The 19,218-nt window shown below is 53.5% G+C and carries 10 protein-coding genes; 2 read left to right on the plus strand and 8 right to left on the minus strand.

The window, feature by feature from the left end:
* The first annotated feature begins 8 nt into the window (after positions 1-8).
* Entirely contained in the window at positions 9-1,349 is a 1,341-nt protein-coding gene (locus tag CCY01nite_RS02475) for an FGGY-family carbohydrate kinase (protein WP_146857714.1), read from the plus strand.
* Between the two features lie 66 nt (positions 1,350-1,415).
* Here CCY01nite_RS02475 and CCY01nite_RS02480 read toward each other — a convergent pair whose 3' ends face one another.
* The 4 genes from CCY01nite_RS02480 to CCY01nite_RS02495 form a co-directional block, all read right to left on the minus strand.
* Positions 1,416-2,354 (minus strand): hypothetical protein, encoded by a 939-nt coding sequence (locus CCY01nite_RS02480; protein WP_146857715.1) that lies wholly within the window; start codon positions 2,352-2,354, stop codon positions 1,416-1,418.
* An 11-nt stretch (positions 2,355-2,365) separates the two neighbouring features.
* Entirely contained in the window at positions 2,366-4,177 is a 1,812-nt protein-coding gene (locus CCY01nite_RS02485) for a RagB/SusD family nutrient uptake outer membrane protein (protein WP_146857716.1), read from the minus strand.
* Between the two features lie 17 nt (positions 4,178-4,194).
* Positions 4,195-7,284: a SusC/RagA family TonB-linked outer membrane protein gene (locus CCY01nite_RS02490; RefSeq protein WP_246129833.1), complete on the minus strand. Its 3,090-nt coding sequence runs from the start codon at positions 7,282-7,284 to the stop codon at positions 4,195-4,197.
* A 100-nt stretch (positions 7,285-7,384) separates the two neighbouring features.
* Entirely contained in the window at positions 7,385-7,960 is a 576-nt protein-coding gene (locus CCY01nite_RS02495; RefSeq protein WP_146857718.1) for a discoidin domain-containing protein, read from the minus strand.
* A 552-nt stretch (positions 7,961-8,512) separates the two neighbouring features.
* Here CCY01nite_RS02495 and CCY01nite_RS02500 point away from each other — a divergent pair.
* Positions 8,513-9,094, plus strand: coding sequence for a phosphatase PAP2 family protein (locus tag CCY01nite_RS02500; RefSeq protein ID WP_146857719.1), 582 nt, complete (start codon positions 8,513-8,515; stop codon positions 9,092-9,094).
* Positions 9,095-9,210: 116 nt separating this feature from the next.
* Here the strand turns inward: CCY01nite_RS02500 and CCY01nite_RS02505 are convergent, their stop codons facing one another.
* The 4 genes from CCY01nite_RS02505 to CCY01nite_RS02520 all read right to left on the minus strand — a co-directional run bounded on the left by CCY01nite_RS02505 (position 9,211) and on the right by CCY01nite_RS02520 (position 19,217).
* Positions 9,211-12,279, minus strand: coding sequence for a glycosyl hydrolase (locus tag CCY01nite_RS02505; protein ID WP_186830862.1), 3,069 nt, complete (start codon positions 12,277-12,279; stop codon positions 9,211-9,213).
* 114 nt (positions 12,280-12,393) lie between these two features.
* Positions 12,394-16,437, minus strand: coding sequence for a hybrid sensor histidine kinase/response regulator transcription factor (locus CCY01nite_RS02510; RefSeq protein ID WP_146857721.1), 4,044 nt, complete (start codon positions 16,435-16,437; stop codon positions 12,394-12,396).
* Between the two features lie 27 nt (positions 16,438-16,464).
* Positions 16,465-17,526, minus strand: a complete 1,062-nt coding sequence (locus tag CCY01nite_RS02515) for a cellulase family glycosylhydrolase (protein ID WP_146857722.1) — start codon at positions 17,524-17,526, stop codon at positions 16,465-16,467.
* 5 nt (positions 17,527-17,531) lie between these two features.
* Entirely contained in the window at positions 17,532-19,217 is a 1,686-nt protein-coding gene (locus CCY01nite_RS02520; RefSeq protein WP_146857723.1) for an arylsulfatase, read from the minus strand.
* Position 19,218 lies beyond the last annotated feature (1 nt).

Below are 19,218 nucleotides of genomic sequence, written 5' to 3' on the forward strand. Positions count from 1 at the left end.
ACATAGCAATGAGCAGAACACCCGTTATTGTGATATTTGATGTTGGCAAGACCAACAAAAAGCTGTTTTTATTCGATGAGCAGTACAGGATCATTTTTGAAAGGACGGCCCGTTTTACCGAAACGACGGATGAAGACGGCGATCCCTGCGAAAACCTGGAAAGCCTGCGACTATCAGTTTTTGATTCCCTGATGGAAGTATTCAAGCGTAAGGACATCGAGGTAAAAGCCATCAATTTCTCCACCTATGGCGCCAGCCTGGTGTACATCAATGAACAGGGACATCCGCTCACGCCGTTATATAATTATCTCAAGCCCTACCCGGCGCCGCTGAAGCAGCAATTCTACGAAACGTACGGCGGAGAGGCCGCGTTTTCCGTGCAAACCGCTTCACCGGTGCTGGAAAGCCTCAACTCCGGCATGCAGCTCTACCGCCTGAAATACGAACGCCCCGAGGTGTTCAAAACCATGCGCTACGCCCTGCACCTGCCGCAATACATGAGCTACCTGCTCACCGGCGTTGCCTGCTCGGACATCACCAGCATCGGCTGCCATACCAATCTCTGGGATTTTTCGAATAACCGTTATCACGACTGGGTGAAGCAGGAAGGGCTGCTGGACAAACTGGCGCCGGTAATGGCGTCCACAGACGTGTTGCCCGCGGCATTTCCGGGGAATAATTATCACGTGGGCACCGGGCTGCACGACAGCTCCGCCGCGCTGATCCCCTACCTCGTTAATTTCCATGAGCCTTTCGTGCTGCTGTCCACCGGCACCTGGAGCATCAGCCTCAACCCGTTCAACAACACGCCGCTGACCGCGGAAGAGCTGGAACAGGACTGCCTTTGCTACATGACTTTCCAGGGAAAACCGGTGAAGGCTTCGCGGCTGTTTGCCGGATACGAGCATGAGCAGCAGGTAAAAAGGATCTCCGAATTTTTCCATCAACCCGCCATGCGCTACCGCAGTCTCGACTATGACGCCTCCATTCCGCTGCTGCCCGCGGGCAACTTTGCGGACCGCGATCTGAAAACATTTTCCTCGGACGTGGCGGCTTATCACCAGCTGATGTACGACCTTGCGGTGAAGCAGCAGCATTCCACCGGCCTGGTACTGAAGGGCGTGGTGGTGAAGCGGATCTTTGTGGACGGGGGATTCGGAAAAAACGTGATCTACATGAACATGCTGGCGATGCTCTTCCCCGATATTGAAGTATATGCGGCCTCCATGGCCCAGGCCACCGCAATGGGCGCGGCGCTGGCGATCCATCATACCTGGAACCGCAAAAGCCTTCCCAACAACCTCATCGATCTGAAATATTATTCCGTGCAGCAGGACGCCGCGCTGTAAGCCGGTACAACCGGGCATAAAAAAGCGCCTGCCGAAGCAGACGCCTTTTCCAGTCTATCATCATCTTTAATATACAATACCAGGGAAATCGATCCGGGCCTGATCGAATTGGAGGACCCAGTTATTCCCCTGCTCGTCTGCCGGCCCGAAGGCGTCCAGCGCAAGCTGTTTCAGGTTGGTGTTGGCGGCGCCGCTCCAGAAGTGAACAAACTCCCCGAGGTTCATATTGCGGGTATATTCTTTGCCCAGAGGGATCGTCTTCTGCGGGAAGTGCTGCGACAACAGGGTAAAGAAACCGTTCAGCACATCTTTGCCGCCATGATCGCGGTAAATGGGATAGAACCAATTCTTAAACCACTGCGTGCCGGCCCTGGGATAAGGGTCCACCGCATTCATCTTGTCGTTGTACCAGCGCAGCGCTTCCGATTCCCAGCCGAGGTTCTTGTACACATCGTACTGGTAGATTTCCATCCATTTACTGTCGTGCCAGATCGGGAAAGCAGGCGAATTATGCACGCCTTTGGCAGCGCCTTCCACGATGTGCCCCACTTCATGCGCTACAATGTCCAGGTTCCAGCCGGTGCTGTCCGTCCACGGATTGTTGGAGCCCACGTCGATCATATTGCGGTAGTCGTGACTGGCATCAAAGAAGGTGGCAGGATGGCCGCCGCCGTATTTGTTGAAATGCAGGATCACGAACAGCCGCTTGTCTTTGTCCTTGCCGAAAGCGCCGTAGGTGGCTTTCGTGTACTTCCAGATGGCATCCATCGTCCGCAAGGGCCAGGTGATGTCACGGGAAACGTCGTCATCGTAATACAAGGCGATCTCATCGTTGTAAGACACCAGTTTTACGAGCTGGTTATGTTCGAACCAATGCTCCTTCCACGTAGCAGGAGGAGCATTGGGATCTGTTTCCGGGATGTTGAGCTTTACTGTTTCCACATCGTCCTTGCAACCGCCGGCGAATGTTCCCAGGAAAAGCAGACTGAAAAACAGGGTTTTCATATGCCGTTCATTTATTGCCAGCCCGGGTTTTGCGCCAGGTTGGGGTTGATGAGTCTTTGGTTATTCGGGATGGGGAAGAGATAATCTTTGTCCCTGAATATCCGTGTTTCGATCAGTGTTTTCTGGTAGAAATCAGCGCCGTTGGCGTTCATGTTCATACCGTAGATGGGCCCGTTGTCCGTGGTGGTAGCGATCTTCCAGCGGCGGGTATCGAAGTAGCGGGAGCTTTCAAATGCCAGTTCCACTCTCCTTTCCCTGCGGATGGCTTCTCTCATATCTTCCTGTGAAGCGGGCGCGGGGATCATGCCTGTACCTGCACCGTACTGAGGAATGCCTGCGCGTTCGCGGATCAGGTTCAGGTATTTCAGGATGTCTGTGTTATTAGGCGCATATTCATTCAGCGCTTCCGCGTAATCGAGGTAGATATTGGCGAGGCGCAGGAATACAACGCCGCGGTCATTATCATTGGGCGCCACGTCCTTTCTCACGATGTAGCCGGTCGGAGAAACGTCGGATGTGCTCTGGCTTCTGCCGGAATTACCGTTAAACTCCATGTTGGTGACGATGGGCGTACCGCCTTCCTGGAAGAGCCAGTAGCTGTTATTGTAGGTGATGCCTACATAAAAACGCGGCTCCCGGTCTTTCCACTGGTTGAAAGTGGTACGGGCGGTATTGTCGAACGGCGCTCTGAAGGTGGAGAAGCCGGTGGTTTCATAACCGGAGCCCGGTGCATCGATCGGGAGACCGTTTGCCATAAAGTAAGCATCTACGATCGCCTGCGTGGCGCCCTGCGCGCCGGCGCCGTGCTGCGCGGAGGGGAGGCCGGCGTGGAACGGCGTTCTGTCGTAACGCATATAGCTTTGAGAGTTGGAGCGGCCGTAGATCCATTCCTTGTTCCATTCCGTGGTCATCACCTGGCGGCAGGAGTTGTACGCTGCCACGAAGTCGTCTGACCCGGTTGTTTTGAACAGGTCGTATGTGCCGGGCACATATTCATCGAGGAATGCTTTTGCGGCATTGGCGGCTCTTTCCCATTTTGCAGCCTGGTAAGCGGTATTTACCAGTGGTTCCGAAGCACCGGGATTTTTGAAGTTGGCATAGTCCTGGTTGCCGTTCCACAGCGGGCTGGCGGCGAGCATCAGCGCCTGTATCCTGTATGCTTTCGCGGCGCCGCTGGTAACACGGCCCCACTCGTCACTCGGCGGAATGGGAGGCAGGTCCTGCGCCGCAACGTCCAGCTCGTTTACAATGTAATTGATGCAGCTGTCGAAATGCGAGCGGGAAAGCTCCAGTTCGGAAGCAGGCGTATTCAGGTCTACGGGTTCTTCACCCAGTAATACAACGGGACCGTACATACGTACCAGGAAGAAATAATAGATCGCGCGCAATGCCCTTGCTTCGGCCTTGTATTGCCTTCTCAGCTCAGCGGTCACTTCCACGGGATTGGCGGCGTCTATGTTCTGGATGAAATAGGAGGCGTTGCGGATGGCTTTGTAGTAATTGGTCCAGTAGTCCGCTACGTTGCCGTCCGTGCTGCTCCATGCGCCCGTGGTCATATTGTTGGTGTAATTGAACGACCAGGTGTATTTGGATTCGTCCGAAGCGCCGGTCCACGGGCCGGAATTCTGGTTGCCGGTGAACCGTTGCCGGAATTCATTGGGCAGTGACCAGTATACGTTCGCGAGAAAATTATCCGTATTTCTTTTTGACTTGAAGATGTCCTCAATGGTGAGCACATCGTCCGGAACCTGGTCCAGGTACTTCTTGCAGGAAGATGCTCCTACCGCCAGGGCCGCTGCTATTATCAGGAAAGCTCTTTTCATGTACTTCTTTTTGTTGTTTAGAAATTGGCCTGGATGCCGACGTTCACAGATCTGGTGTTGGGGTACCGGGTACCGTTGCCGGTATTCAGTTCCGGGTCCCACAGGTCGAATTTGCTCCAGTAGAACAGGTTCAGGCCCTGCACATATACACGGGCGTTTTTCATACCGATCCTTCTGAGTGTGCCTTTGGGCAGGTTATAGCCGAGGTCCGCGGTTTTGAGGCGGAGGAAGTCGATGTCTTTCACCCACCAGGAGGATGTGGCCGCATTGTTCTTGTTCGCCGCGTTGCCGTAAGCGAGGCGGGGATAGAAAGCGTTGGGATTTGGGTTGTCTTCCGTCCACCTGTCTTCCGCAACCGCAAAAAGATTGCTTCTTTCCGGGCCGGTGCTGTTGTTGAACGGCAGAATGCCGTCGCCGGTCAGCAGCCGGTCTGCGCCGGATACGCCCTGGAAGAATGCACCGATGTAAAAGTTTTTCCAGCTGAGGTTGAAGCCGATGCCGTAAATAGTCGTGGGTACGTCACCGTTACCGATACGGGTCTGGTCATTGGCATTGATAAAGCCGTCACCGTTCATATCCTTGTACTTGATGTCACCGGGGCGGGGCGTACCGAAGAGGGACTGGTCCGCATGTTTGTCGATCTCCGCCTGGTCGGCAAACAGACCTTCCGCTACATACCCGAAGATGGCGTTGTAGTTGGTGCCGCGTCTTTCCATATAATCGAAAGGCTGCTTCGGCTGGTCGTTCTCCAGCACTTTATCCCTGTTATAGGTGAAGGTGGCGCGCATGTCCAGTGTCATTTCCGGAGCGATCTTCACCGGCATCAACTCAACCGTCGCATCAAAACCTTTGTTCTCGATCTTGCCGAGGTTGCCCCAGGGATTGCTGTTCAAACCAACGAATGAAGAAAGGGATTGCCTTTGCAGGAATACGCCGGTACGTTTTTCCTTGAAGATGTCCGCGGTTACAGACAGCCTGTCGTTCAGCGTTCTGAACTCAACGCCGAGGTCCTGTTTGCGGGATTCCGCCCAGGTTACATTGGAGCCGTAATCCGTGATCACGGTGCCGTCGTATCTTCTTCTGCCGCTGCTGGTACCAAAGTCCAGGCCCACATCTTCGTTACCGGGGTTGGTCGCCACCAGCGTCAGGTAACCGAAACGGCGGCCGCCGTTCCCGCCATCACCTACAAGACCGTCGGAGTACCGCAGCTTGAAGAACTGGAACACGCCGGAAAGCGGTTCAAAGAAATCTTCGTTGGAGAGTACCCAGCCCACACCGAAGGACGGGAAGAAACCGAATTTCCTGCTTGGCGCGAAGTTCTCGGAACCATTGTAGCCGAAGTTCACCTCTCCAAAATATTTATCATCATAAGAATAGGTCGCCCTTCCTGCCAGGCCCATGCTGCGGTAAGGCAGTGATCCTGTGGCATCGCCGGCGAAGGCCAGCACCTCTTCACGCTGGTTGTACAGCAACATGGCGGTGAGGTGGTTCTTCGGCCCGAAGTCGCGTGTATAGTTTAATGCGCCTTCCACATAGAACTGGCGGTTAGAGTTGTTTTCCCGTTCATAGCTCAGGTCATCCTTACCGGGATCAATGAGGTTCAGGTTCATGCTGCCGTCTGCGTTATAGGGACGGGCCTTGTTGATCAGGTAGCCGCTTCTTTCGCGGTAGCGGCGGATCATGTGAGAGTTGTATACATCGAAGGAGAACAGGCCGTAGACAGAAAGACCGGGCAGCAGGAACTTCAGGTCCTGCGTGAGGCGGGCGTTGGAATACACCTGGTTCTGGAAATTATTCCGGTAGCCGGTCTGGGTGATCTGGGCGTAGGGGTTGGGCTGTGCGCCTTCCGAGTTTACGCTTGGCACCAGGTTACCCGGATACATCACAGGATATAGTACCGGGTTGGTCTGCATCACATTGGCAAACGCATCTTCCGGGCCAACGTCCGGCGTATTGGTAGTGGAGATGAAGCCCTGCACACCGAGATCAAACTTGGTGGTGCGCGTCCAGTTCATGGAAACGTTGGACGTGAAGTTGTAACGCTTGTAACGGGTAGATGCGTTGTAGTTCTGCAAGGCATCCGTTTTCAGCAGGCTTTCCTCATCATAGTAGGCGAGCGACACGTAGTAGTTGGAATTATCCGAACCGCCGCGGGCGCTGAAGTTGGCGCGCCTGTTCTGGCTCACATCGTTGAAAAGCGCCTCCATCCAGTCCACATTCGGATACAGGTACGGATCTTCTTTCAGGATGGTGGAGTTGATCGTATTATTAGAGTATTCCGGCGTAAGGCCGCTATTCCGCTGCGCTTCGTTACGCAACATCATGTACATCACGCCATCCGTTAATTCCGGCACCTTGGTAAAGGAAGTAACACCGTGGTTGTAGTTGAACATCAGGTTGGTTTTGCCAGATACGCCTTTCTTCGTATTTACGATGATAACGCCGTTCGCGCCGGCCACACCGTATACCGCGGTGGCGGATGCATCTTTCAGAATGGTGAAGGAAGCGATGTCCTCCGGGTCGAAGCTGTTGATATCGCGGCCCTGCACACCGTCCACCACGATCAGCGGACCGGCGTTGTTGCCGGACCTGTTGAAGGTAGAGATACCGCGTATCCAGAGGTCGGCGCTGTTGGAACCGGGCAAACCGGAGCGCTGCACGCCTACAAGACCGGAGATGCGGCCGGCGAGGGCGGCGCTGAGGTTGGCGACGGGCTGCTTCAGTTCTTCCACTTTTACGGTGGACTGCGCGCCAACCAGGCTGATCTTCTTCTGCTGGCCAAAACCTACTACCACCACTTCATTGAGGCTGCTGTTGGCGGCTTTCATGGTGATGTCAAAATCGATCGTTCTGTTGATCACAAAAACGTGCGGTTCGTAACCGATGAGGCGGGCAACGAGGGTATCGCCTCTTTGCGCATCGATGGCGAAGTTACCGTTCCCGTCTGTGTTAACGCCGGCTTTGGAGGTCTGGTTGATGATGGTGACACCGGGCATGGGAGCTTTCAGCTCGTCTTTCACGTTCCCGGTTATCTTTATTTTGGCGTCCTGCTGCGCAAGAACATCCACGGATATGAACAGCGCCAGCAAAAGCAGGCTGCTCATCATATTAAACTTTCTTAGTCGATTTCTAAGCATAGTTAATTTTGTTAGATGGATTTTTAGAAATTGGATGCCTGACGGAAGCCCGCGATGATGCGGGCATGGATCAGTTCTGCGGTCTTCTGATCACGCGCCATTCCGCTATCTGGCAAAGCGCGCTGTTGGCTCCGCCAAGCGCCAGGATGTTGATCCGGTAGTATTTGTAGGTATCTCCGTTCTCAAACTCGAAACGCCGGGTTTGTTTTCTTTCCGGGAATGCCTGGTCTACCTGTGAATCCAGTTCCGTCCACTGCGTGCGGTCGTTGGAGCCAACGATCGTCCAGTTTTTAGGATCACGGTCCGGCGCATCGTTAGCGGAAGTAATGGTGTAAGCATCCAGCCTTTGCGCAATGTCATATTCCAGCTCGACGTAAAAGTCCGGCGCATAGGAAAAAATGAGGAACTTGGTGTCGATATTTCCATCGATCAGTTTTTTGGAACCTTCACCAGCGTCGGCGCCATCCCTGTTCTCGATGTTCACCGACATTTTGATAGCCAGCTCCGTCAGGTCCTTGTCCATCTCCGGATCAGGCGGCAACAATTCATAGACGCGCTCTTTTTTCTTGCTGCATCCCATGAAAATGGCCACCATCAGAGTTAGCAGGAATACTGCCTTGATCCTGGCTGATTTGTAAATCTTCATAGCTATATTGATTTTGGCTTTGAAATGCGTTTTTATGTGAAATAGTCATCCCTGTTCCGGCATACGAATGTTCGACGGAACGAAAAGGAAATCCTGTCCGGATCACCTGTTAAAAAATCCCCATGAAATGTTGATGCTTTGTTGCTACAGTCTGCAAAAACGATTTAGCTTAGTTGTTAAGAAATACTACCCCATCCGTCAGACCTTGCGGCGCTGGCGGAAATACGCATAGGCGACACCATGTTATTCAAATATTTACCTGCAATTCGTCCCCTTCATTGGTTCCTGTTATTCAATGTTTGAAGGGGCGGTATAGTCTAGTCTTAAAATCTGCCTAAAAGTATAACGTAACTTTAACAAAAGCTGTCAATAGAAATCAAACAAATTGTTAACGGATATTTAATGCCCCTTTGCGCCCGCATTGTGGACGCTATTCCACGGTCCCCAGCAACGCCGGATGCCCCGTCCGCCGCAATCATCCGGGCTACCGGCGAATATCCGCCTGTCTTTGTAAACCGGCGCGGATGTTGACGTGATTTGAAAAACAACATCATGATCGAAGCGTGGGACCGGAATTTTTTTTCCCGCATCAATACGGACTGGGCTATCCCGGCGCTGGATGGATTTTTCATGGCCCTGCGCGAGCCGCTGGTCTGGGTACCTTTGTATGCCGCCGTGCTTTTATGGGCCTGGTGGAAAATGCCGGGGCAGGTCTGGCTGTTCGTGATGCTGACGCTGATCACTTTTGCCATTACCGATTACGGGAACAGCAGCATTCTCAAGCCTGTGTTCGCAAGGCCACGGCCCTGCCATGATCCGGTACTGCAAACCACCATGCGCAACCTGGTGGCCTGCGGCGGGTTCAACTCCATGCCGTCTTCTCATGCGGCCAATCACTTCGGGCTGGCCATGTTCTGGTTTGGCGCGGTGCGCATTGTCCGTGGTAAAAACTGGTACTGGGTGTGGATATGGGCGTTGGCTATCGGCTACGCGCAGGTGTATGTGGGGAAGCATTACCCGATGGACATTCTTGCCGGTGCGGTGGTGGGCGTGATAGCGGGGCTGGGCACCACGGCGCTGTTCCGTTATGCTTTGAGAAAGGGCTGGTTGCCGCAGCGGCTTTTCAGGAGATGATGACTCCGTTTCATGCAGGTGTACGAACAGAACAGGCCGTCCACACCAATCAGCACAACATGTTTAATTTTTTTACTGGTGGTATACCTGTCACCAACAACACGCGGTAACACTTCTCAATACCTCACTATACTGAAATCCTCCATCAACCCATACGGAAATGTCTCATATTCCGATCCCGGCGGATACTCCTTTATATTGGTCCAGCTGAACGGTGTGGCGATCCCCACCGGTGGTTTCTTGTGATGCGGGCCGAGCAGGTTCTTCAGGCTGCCGGTAACGGAAACCACTATACGATTTTCTCCTTTTTGCAGGTAAGGGGTAATATTCAGCGTTTGCTGACCGGGCGGGAAGATACCGGCCGGTCTGCCGTTCACTTCCGCGGATACCACCGTCCCCTCCCACTGGCCCAGGCGTATTTCATACTCGTCCTGTTTCTCCGGCAGCTGCACCGTTTTTTCATAAGCGATGCTGTGGCCGTACAACGGCAGGCCCTGCCTGTTCCAGGCGCCAAAGCCAAGGGGCTGCGGCGGCACGATCTTCCAGCCATGGTCCGCGGCAGCGAGGTTGAAATCTCCGAGAATATACACCGGCTCGATCTCCGCGAAGATGCTCATCGGAGAGATAGTAAGCGAGAGTGTGTTCTTTCCCGGCTCTAAATGCGGCCCGACTGCCAGCACACCAAATGATCTGTCCAGCCACCACGCACCATTCTCCGGCTTTATCCCCTTCCCATTGATACGGATCTGCGTCCAGAGGCCGGGCTGTTCAATCACCGCTTTATATCCGGAAAAATCCGCCCGCGCATCGATATTGAAATTGTAAGATACCGTATAGCCGGTTCCGTTAGCAAATGTATCGCGGGCTACCAGCCGGTCGCGGAACTGTACCTGGTGATGCCAGGGATTCTTTTCAAAGCCGTGCCGGTTATATACGCTGCGGCAGGCTTCCGTCACGTGCATATCCTTCATGGAGGTATCCCCTACCCTTACATCGCAGAAATCGATCATGAAAGTATTCTGTTGCGGACGTTTTACAACCGCGGCCGGCGCCTGCAATGGCGTTCCCTTTTCCGGTACACGGTAAGCGGGGAAGCCGGACATTTTCTTATCCGCTACGAACAGCAGCAGGCTGCCGGCGGCGGGTATGCGGAAAGAAAGCGCCACTTTATCCTGCCGTGCTTCGTCCGGGTAATCGAGGATGTTGCCGGTAAAAGCGTCCAGCAGCAATACATCTTTTCCGCTTATGAGCACATTCCCCGTAACAGCGTCTTGCATATCGGCATTGGTGAGAAAGAGCAGCTGACCGTCTTTCAGCATCCGCCGGTGATGGTAAAGGTTGCCGCCGCTGAAATCGAACCTGATATCTTCCGGCAGAAAATACCGGGCAATAACGTCCTCATCCAGCGTCAACACCAGCCCCGCATCTTCCTTTATCTCCACACCATCGATGCGTTGCAGCTTTTCAAAACGCAGCACCTTGCCTCCCTGCGCGATGTATTTGCGAAGCAGCCCGTACGTAGGTTTATCCATATTCTCCATGCCCGGCGGTATCACTACGGTGGAATAGGCGCGTTGCCCGATAATGAAGCGGCCGTTCTCCACCTTGCCATGATCTTTGATGATGTTCTCCGAACCGAGATCATACTCCGCCTGCGCCTTTTCCAGCTTCGTGACGAATGCCTGAAAATCCTTTCCTATCTCATTCCTCCGCTCACTGGGCTTTCCATACACCGCATACATCCATGCGGAGGTGGTGGGTTCGATGATGAGAATATCGTTACGTTGCTTCCCGTCAGAAAGCGTGAGGGAGAGGCGGGCAAAGTACCTGTTGAGCGCGCCGTAGTGCTCCCACCAGGGGCTGTGATAGGAAAAGCTCTGCGGGTAATCATATTTTCGTGTGCCCGTCAGCGTCATAAACGAAAGGTGCTGGTTCATGAAATTGACGCCCAGCACATATTCCCAGTCGCCAAGCCGTTTCATGTCCTTGAAAGTAAGGTCCCATCCGCCGCCGCCATAAGTTTCGCTGAGGGTGCGCTTGCGGTCCAGCTGATTGGCGACGCTTGCCAGTTCCTTTACCGCACGGATATTGCCGAACTGCGCATTGGGACTGTTCTCATTGAACTGGTTGAACAGCATATCGATTCCCGGCACCTGGTGCCAGGCGTACATCGCCATATTGTCCGGCACATGCTGCGGATCGGGCCATCCATGTTCCCAGTAATGCCCCGTCCATTGCAGATGATGCTTCGTGGTATATTCCATCATGGGCTTCGACCAGCGGTCGATGAACAGTTGCAGCAGCGTTTGCTGATAGTTATGCCGTATTTTCTTCCAGTCGCCCACCTCTTCAAACAGGGAAGGCAGGTGCGGCGGCAGGTCATACCCCCATTTTGCGCGAAAGGCGCTGAACAGGTCGGGCGTCCAGCGGATATTGCCGCGGCCCTGCACGGGAATGCTGGGCTCATCGGAGAACAGGCCCGGAATTACTTTCCCGAATTCCTGCCCCAGCAGTTGCTCGTAACCTTTCATGGTGACTTCCAGGAATTTTTCCGTCACGCCTTTTACCATGAGGTCAACATAGGGAAAGCCCGGCGGGCCTACCATGCTGGCCTGGTTGGCGTAGCTCAGTTTTTCGAAGATGTAATAGGCGCCGGTCTTGCTTTTTTCCTGCTGGTATTGATCCGTTACGTCCCTGAAGGTACCGTTCTCTTCTTTTACAGCGATAAAAAAGCTGTGCCGCTGCTGCGGTAGTGATGACCGCCTGGTCATCCGCAGCATCTGGCCCTGGTTGTAGGATTCCGGCATCTGGTCTGCCACGTGGCCGCCGCCGAAGCCGCTGGGATAAGAGTTTTCATCGTATATCCACACATCCAGCCCGAGCGCTTTGCCTTTGTTGACGGTATACTGGTACAGCTGGTACCATTCCGGGCCGATGTATTCGGTAATGAGGCCCGGGCGGGGATGCACCATCACGCCGCCGAAATCCTGCGCTTTAAAATCGGCCATCATGGAATCGATGATCGCGCGGGTTACTTTGGTATTCCACACCCAGAGCGGCGCGGTGCCATATTGCCGGTCTGGCTTCGCGAACTGGCGGCGGAGCACGGTGAAATCCTGTGCGTTGCTTTTCCAGGGACAATAGAGCGCGATGAACGCCAGGGCAAAAAAGATCCTTTTGAACATATGTGTATTTTTAGCAGCAGTGGGGGCCGCAGAGATTGTGCCCGAAGGGAATATCATCGCAGAAAATACACATTTTCGATCAGAAATTGCTATAAAAAGCTGCTTCGGAACTATCTACTCTTTCCGGATCAGATCTTCCAGGTCCTGCGCATCGGGGCGGGGCTTCTTATCCGCGTATTCTTTCGGGCTGAGTTTGAACTGCTGCAAAAAACATTTTGAGAAATAGGAAGGCGAGCTGAAACCTGTCATGTAGGCGACTTCGGCCACGGAGTGATCGGTGGTCTGCAACAATCTCGCGGCGTGCTTCAGGCGCACCAGCTTGATCAGCTCGTTCGGCACGTAGCCGGAGAGGGATTTCAGTTTTTTATGGAGGCTGGAACGGCTCATGGCCATGTCCTTGCTTAATTCTTCTACCGAGAGCTGCGGATCAATGATCCTTTCTTCGATGATGCTTACCACTTTTTCCATGAACTGCTGGTCGCGGCTGTTCGTGGCGAGCACGCTCACGTCGCTGTTGGGCTGCTCGGAGAACCGCAACCGCAGCTTCTCGCGGGATTCCAGCAGGTTCTTCACCACCGCCGCCACGTGTTTCCATTTGAACGGCTTCATGATGTACGCATCCGCGCCGGTTTCAATGCCCTGCAGCTCCGCTTCGCTGTTTCCTTTTGCGGTCAGCAGCACAAAAGGAATGTGGCTGTAATGGATGTTCGTTTTTACCAGCCGGCATAACTCCAATCCGTCCATTTCCGGCATCATGATATCGGACACGATGAGGTCAACGGCGTTGGCTTCGATCACCGGCATCGCCATCTTTCCGTTGGATGCTTTCATCACGTTATAACCACCGGCCTGGAAACTTTTTGCCAGGAAGGTAAGAATGGCCGCATCATCTTCCACGACCACGACCAGCGGCTTGCCGTCATCCATCACCACATCTTCCGCGGGCAGTTCCTGCTGCGCGGGCCGCTCTTCCGTAAAAGGCAGTTCCAGGGTGAAGACCGTTTTGATCCCTTCCCTGCTTTCCACCAGCAACCTGCCGCCATGCTTTTCCGCCAGCGAGCCGGCCAGCGCCAGGCCGATCCCGGAGCCGCCGAGGTTGTGATAGGCATGATTCCCTTTCGCCGTAGTAAAGAACTTGTTGAAAATATTTTTGATGTCGGCCGGCGGAATACCGATGCCGTCATCGGCCACGCTGATACAAATGCGGGCATCTTCCGCAGCATCTCCGGCAGCCTCAAAAACCATGATGCTCACCTTTTTGCGTGCAAATTTGAAAGCATTGATCAGCAGGTTGCTCAATATCTTGTTCAGCACCTCCGGGTCCGCCTGTATCTGCAACCGGCTTACGTTCGTACTCATCGTAAATTCCACGTCTTTCTGATAAGGCAGGGAAGAAAAACGGGAGTAAACCGACTGCACCAGCGAGATCACTTCCACCGCTTCCTTCTTTATTTCGTACGCATCACTTTCTATCCTCCTGAAATCCAGCAGCTGGTTCACCAGCCCCATCAGGCGCTCCGCATTTTCATCCATGATCGTCAGCTGCTCCTTTTCTTCTTTATGCCATTTGTTGATGGACAATAATTTTTCCAGCGGCGCAATGATCAACGACAGCGGCGTTCTGATCTCGTGCGCCATCACCGTGAAGAACTCTATCTTCCGCGCATAGAACTCCTGCTCTTCCTTGTTCTTCAGCCGTTCCACCTTGATCTGGTTCCGCTTCCGGATATAGGCGGAAGAATACCGGTAAATGCCGTAAGCCGCCGCCAGCGCCAGCAGCGTAAAGATCAGGTACGCCAGCGTGGTTTTGTAGAACGGCGGCCGGATCACCAGCGTGATGGTGGATTCCGGCACGCTCCAAATACTTTCGTCAGCGGTTGCTTTCACCCGGAATGTATAAGTGCCGGGGGAAAGATTGGTGTATGTAGCTTTCCGCTGATCGCCCACATAGTTCCAGTCCGGATCAAAGCCTTCCATTTTGTAGGCATAGCTGAGCTTTTCCGGCGCGCTGAAATTCAGCGCGGCAAATTCAAAGCTCATGACGGACTGGTCATGTTGCAGCACGAGCCTGTCCGTATAATTGATCTGCTTGAACAGCGGGCCGTCGGCTGACAGCGGTACATTCCTGTTGAACAGCTGGAAGTTGGTGAACGATACCCGGACGGGCGGCGTAGCGGCGGAAGACCGCCCGGGATAGAATGCATTGAAGCCGGTAATGCCGCCCGCGAACAGCTTGCCGTCCGATGATTTGTAAAATGCCTTGTAGTTGAACTGCTGGCTTTGCAGATTGTCCTGCCGCGTAAAATGCCTGACCGCTTCCGTTGCCGGGTCAATGCTGTAAATGCCGTTGTTGGTGGTGATCCAGATCCGTCCCGCTTCATCCTGCTGAATGCCATACACCACATTGCTGTTGATCCCGGCCTTGTCGTTATACAGCTTTACCTGTTCCGTTTTGATATTATACTTGTGCAGCCCGCCGCCATCCGAGCCGATCCACAGGTTGCCCTGGTGATCGTGATAAAGACAGGTGAGCTTGTTGGATGCGAGCAGGTTGTCCCCGTCTTCCGCGGAGATGCGGCCCCATTGGTCCATTTTTCTGTTGTAGAAAATAAGGCCGTTGTTATACGTAGCCATCCAGAGCGTGCCGTTATCATCTTCATACATATCGTAGATGATGGTGTTGGTCACGCCGTCCTGCAACACTCTTGTGAAGTTCTGCTGATCGCTGTTGAAGAGGTTCAGGCCCTTGTCCGTGCCCACCCAGATCCTGCCTTCCCTGTCCTCATAAAGACTGAACACATTGTTGCTGTTCAGCGAATGGATGTTATCCGCCTCTTGCTGGAAATACCGCACTTTGCCGGTTTTCGGATCCAGGACGTTCACGCCGCCGGCAAATATCCCGATCCAGATATTGCCTTTCCTGTCTTTGACGAGCGCGTGAATATTGTGATAAGATAATGGCTGCTGCTTTGGCAGGAAGGGATATTTTTTAAAGGTCTTTGCGGAAGGATCGAAATAATGCAGGCCGCCGTCTTCCGTGCCTACCCAGAACTTGCCGGGCTCATCTTCAAGAAAACTGCTCACGGCCCTGCCGGTCAGCGAGCCCGGCGCCCCGGTGGGATAGTACAGTTCAAAAGCGGAACCCCTTTCATTGAAATAGTTGGCCCCGCCGAAAAAAGTGCCCACCCACATGGTGCCGCCCTTGTCGGAAAATATGGAGTACACGGCATTGTCGCTGATGCTGAAAGGGTCGTTGCTTTCGTTGGTATAAGCCACGAACCGGTCGGTTGCCAGGTCCAGCACATTCAATCCCTTTTCTGTGCCCACGTATATTTTATCAGGGGATACCTGGCAGAGGGAGCGCACGATATTATCCTTGATGGAAAAAGGTCCGCCGTCGTTGCGGTAGACCTTGAAGGACTGCCGGTCTTTCTCCCATTTGCAAAGCCCACCGTTCATGGTGCCTACCCACATCACGCCGTCTTTGCCTTTGTACAGGGTGTTGATGTAATTATTGCTCAGCCCGGACTTTCCCGCCCGCAGGTTGGAAAACCTTTTGGTGGTCTGATCATAGATATCGATGCCGGACCCGAAGGTACCGATCCAGATATTGCCGTCATCATCCGCTGCAAGGCGGGTCACCTGGTCGCCGGAAACGGAAAACGGCGTATTGTCCGCCCTGAAATTGACGATCGATTTCTTCACGGGATCGTAGCGGTACAGGCCGTCCAGCCGGGAGGTGATCCATACCGCGCCATGTTTGTCCCGCAGGATATCAAAAATGAACTTCTCCTTTAACAGTTCAAAATAGGAGAACTGCTCTTTTTCAAGATCGAATATGTAGATGCCGTTTTCCGTGCCGATCCAGAGATGTGTACTATCAAAGCGGGTGATGCAGTGTATGAAATTGTTGCCGATGGAAGCGGTGTCGTTCTTTTTATACTGGAAGTTCCTGAACTGGTAACCGTCGAAACGGCTGAGGCCGTTCTTGGTGCCGAACCACATATACCCCTGATCGTCCTGCGCAATGGCGCGCACGGTGCTGGAAGGCAGCCCTTCCGCTACCGAATACTTCCTGAACAATATCTGCTGGCCGTTGCTTTCGCGGGCCGGCAGCATAAAAAAGGTGACAATACACCCATAAATAAACCACTTCATCCGCCACAATTTAAATCACTGCATCTGCTACCGTATGCACAGCTTTTTGATAAAGGCAACCTCGTCTTCGCTGAAAGGCGTTCCGTCTTTTCTCAATATATCATGAAACCAGAGCTTCGGTTCTGTTCCGCCGGGCATCGGTGTATCCCATGCATATATGGTATTGGTTTTTCCGCTGACAAAGCCCCAGTTGATGGCGCCGACATTCTCCTTTTTCAGCAGCGGCATGATCAGCTGAAAGATACTTCCGTTCCTTCTGGCCATGTATTCCGTACAGATCAGCGGGCGGTCATATTTTTTCAATGTATCGATGGTATGCTGATGATCGTCAATGTACGAATAATTGTGGTAGGTGATCACATCGGAGTTTTCCAGCTGGAACCTGTTCAGCTCCGCAAAAGCCGGCCCGTTGTTCCACACGCCGGCGGTGACCGGTTGCGAGGGGTTGACTTCGCGCGCCCATTGGAATACTTTTTTCAGCAACGGCAGGCTTTTGTTGTGCTGCTTGTTGTTGCCCGGCTCATTGTACAGGTCCCACATGAGGATGCGTTCATCCTTTCCGAAAGCCTGCAATACGTCCTTTACGTATGCTTCCAGTACCGGCAGCGTGTCCGGATGGGTGTAGATCATGGTGCCGGGGTCTCTTACCCAGCCGGAATTGTGCACGCCGGTTTTTGGCGCGGGTTGTTTGCCCACCCAGGCGGTATCATTCCAGCAATCGTCAAAAAACACGAACAGCGTTTTGATGCCGTGGCGGGAAGAGATAGCGAGATAGGTATCCAGCCGTTTTTTGAATCCTTCTTTATCCGCCGTCCACAGCAGATGATGCAGGTATACCCGCATTACGTTCAGGCCCAGGTCCTGCGCCCAGCCCAGCTCGCGGCTGATCGTGGCGGTATCGAAAGTTTCGGGCTGAAACATTTCCAGCTGGTTGATAGCGGTGGAGGGTTGAAAGTTACATCCTCTCAACCAGCCTTGCTGCGCATACCATTCCTTCGCTTTTGCGTTAGTCCATTTTTGCTGCGCGGTGGCAACCTGCAACAACATCAGGCCGCAGGCCAGTAATATGATCGATCTTTTATTGAACATCTCTATTATTTTTTACCGGGTTTTGGAAAGACCTGGTGCGTATTCGCCCACTGCCGCCACTGGCCGGCCAGGCGGGATACTACATCCGGGTGTTGAGCGGACTGATCATTCAGCTCCGTTTCATCTTCATTTATTCTATACAGGCGCCAGGTGGTGTCGCCGGAGAGGGATACGAGCTTCCACTCGCCTTCCCGGGCATACCTTGCACCGAAGTGCTCGTTATACAGCGCGGCATGTCCTGCTTTCTCCTTTCCTTCAAAGGCCGGCAGCAGGCTCACGCCGGTGTAGGGCGTGATGTTGTGGCCGTTATACGTTTCCGGGTAACGGGCTTTTGCCACCTCCATAAAGGTGGGCATGAAGTCCATCACATGCCCGAGGTGCCCTGTAAATCCGCCTTTGGATTTAATGCCGCGGGGCCAGAACGCGATCATGGGCGTGCGTACGCCGCCTTCGTAAGATTGCGCCTTGGCATATTGATAAGGCGTGTTCACCACGTTCGCCCATCTTTCACCGATGGATGCAAAGGTGGTCTGCGGGCCGGGCATTACGTCCTTGTTCACCGGGTAATGTATCTTTTGCCCGTCTCTCGTTTCACCGGGACGGTCGAAACCGGGACCGTAGCGCATGCAGTTCTCGGGACTGGCGCCGTTATCGCTCAGGAACACGATGATGGTATTATCCAGCTCGCCGGTTTCCCGCAGGGTCTGAATGATACGGCCGATGCCCTGGTCCATGCGGTCTACCATTGCGGCATGCACGGCCATGGCATGCGCATCCCATTCTTTATCGGGATTGTTTTCCCAGCTGAGGTTATTTTTCATGCGGGGAGATAAAGGCGTGGTAGCCGGGTCGATCACTCCTTTTTCAATCATCCTTTTATATCTCGCTTCGCGGATCGCGTCCCATCCTGCCTTGTAGGTGTTCTCGTATTTTTTGATATCCTCCGGCAAAGCCTGCAAAGGCCAGTGCGGCGCGGTGTGCGCTACGTAGAGGAAGAAAGGCTTTTCTTCTTTGCTGAATGTTTTGATGTAAGCCACGGCGGTATCGTTGATCGCATCCGTGTGGTAATAACCTTCCGGCACGGTTTCTACCGGTGTTGTTCCATTCACCAGGCTGAAGGGATCGAAGAAATCCACTACGCCGAAAATGTTGCCGTAATATTTTTCAAACCCGCGGCTGACGGGGTATTGCTCCACCGGCGAAAAATAAGGGTGACTGGCCTGATGGTTCAACCATTTCAACTGCGCTTCTTTCGTTGGCTGCTCAATGGTGTTGGACACATGCCATTTGCCGGACATGGCGGTGTGATAACCGGCATCTTTCAGCACTTCGGCGATGGTAACGGTGTTGTCTGTGAGCGCGCCGCGGTAGCCGGGTTCATCGCGCCGCGTGGTCATTTCACCGATGCCGGCCTGCTGGTTGTACAAACCGGTCAGCAGCGAAGCGCGGGTAGGGCAACAACGCGAAGTATTGTAAAACCGCGTGAAGCGCACGCCGTTCTCCGCGAGGTAGTCGATATTGGGCGTATGTATCTCGCCGCCATAGGCGCCGACATCTGAATAACCGAGGTCATCCGCCAGGATCAGCACAATGTTCGGCCGGTCATCTTTCTTTGACGCCGTTTTATTCTTGTGGCTTCCTGCGCAGGACGACAGGATAATCAGTGATAGCAATAATGTGTTTCTCATCATA

This window comes from Chitinophaga cymbidii, assembly GCF_007992715.1.
In the GTDB taxonomy this organism is placed as follows: domain Bacteria; phylum Bacteroidota; class Bacteroidia; order Chitinophagales; family Chitinophagaceae; genus Chitinophaga; species Chitinophaga cymbidii.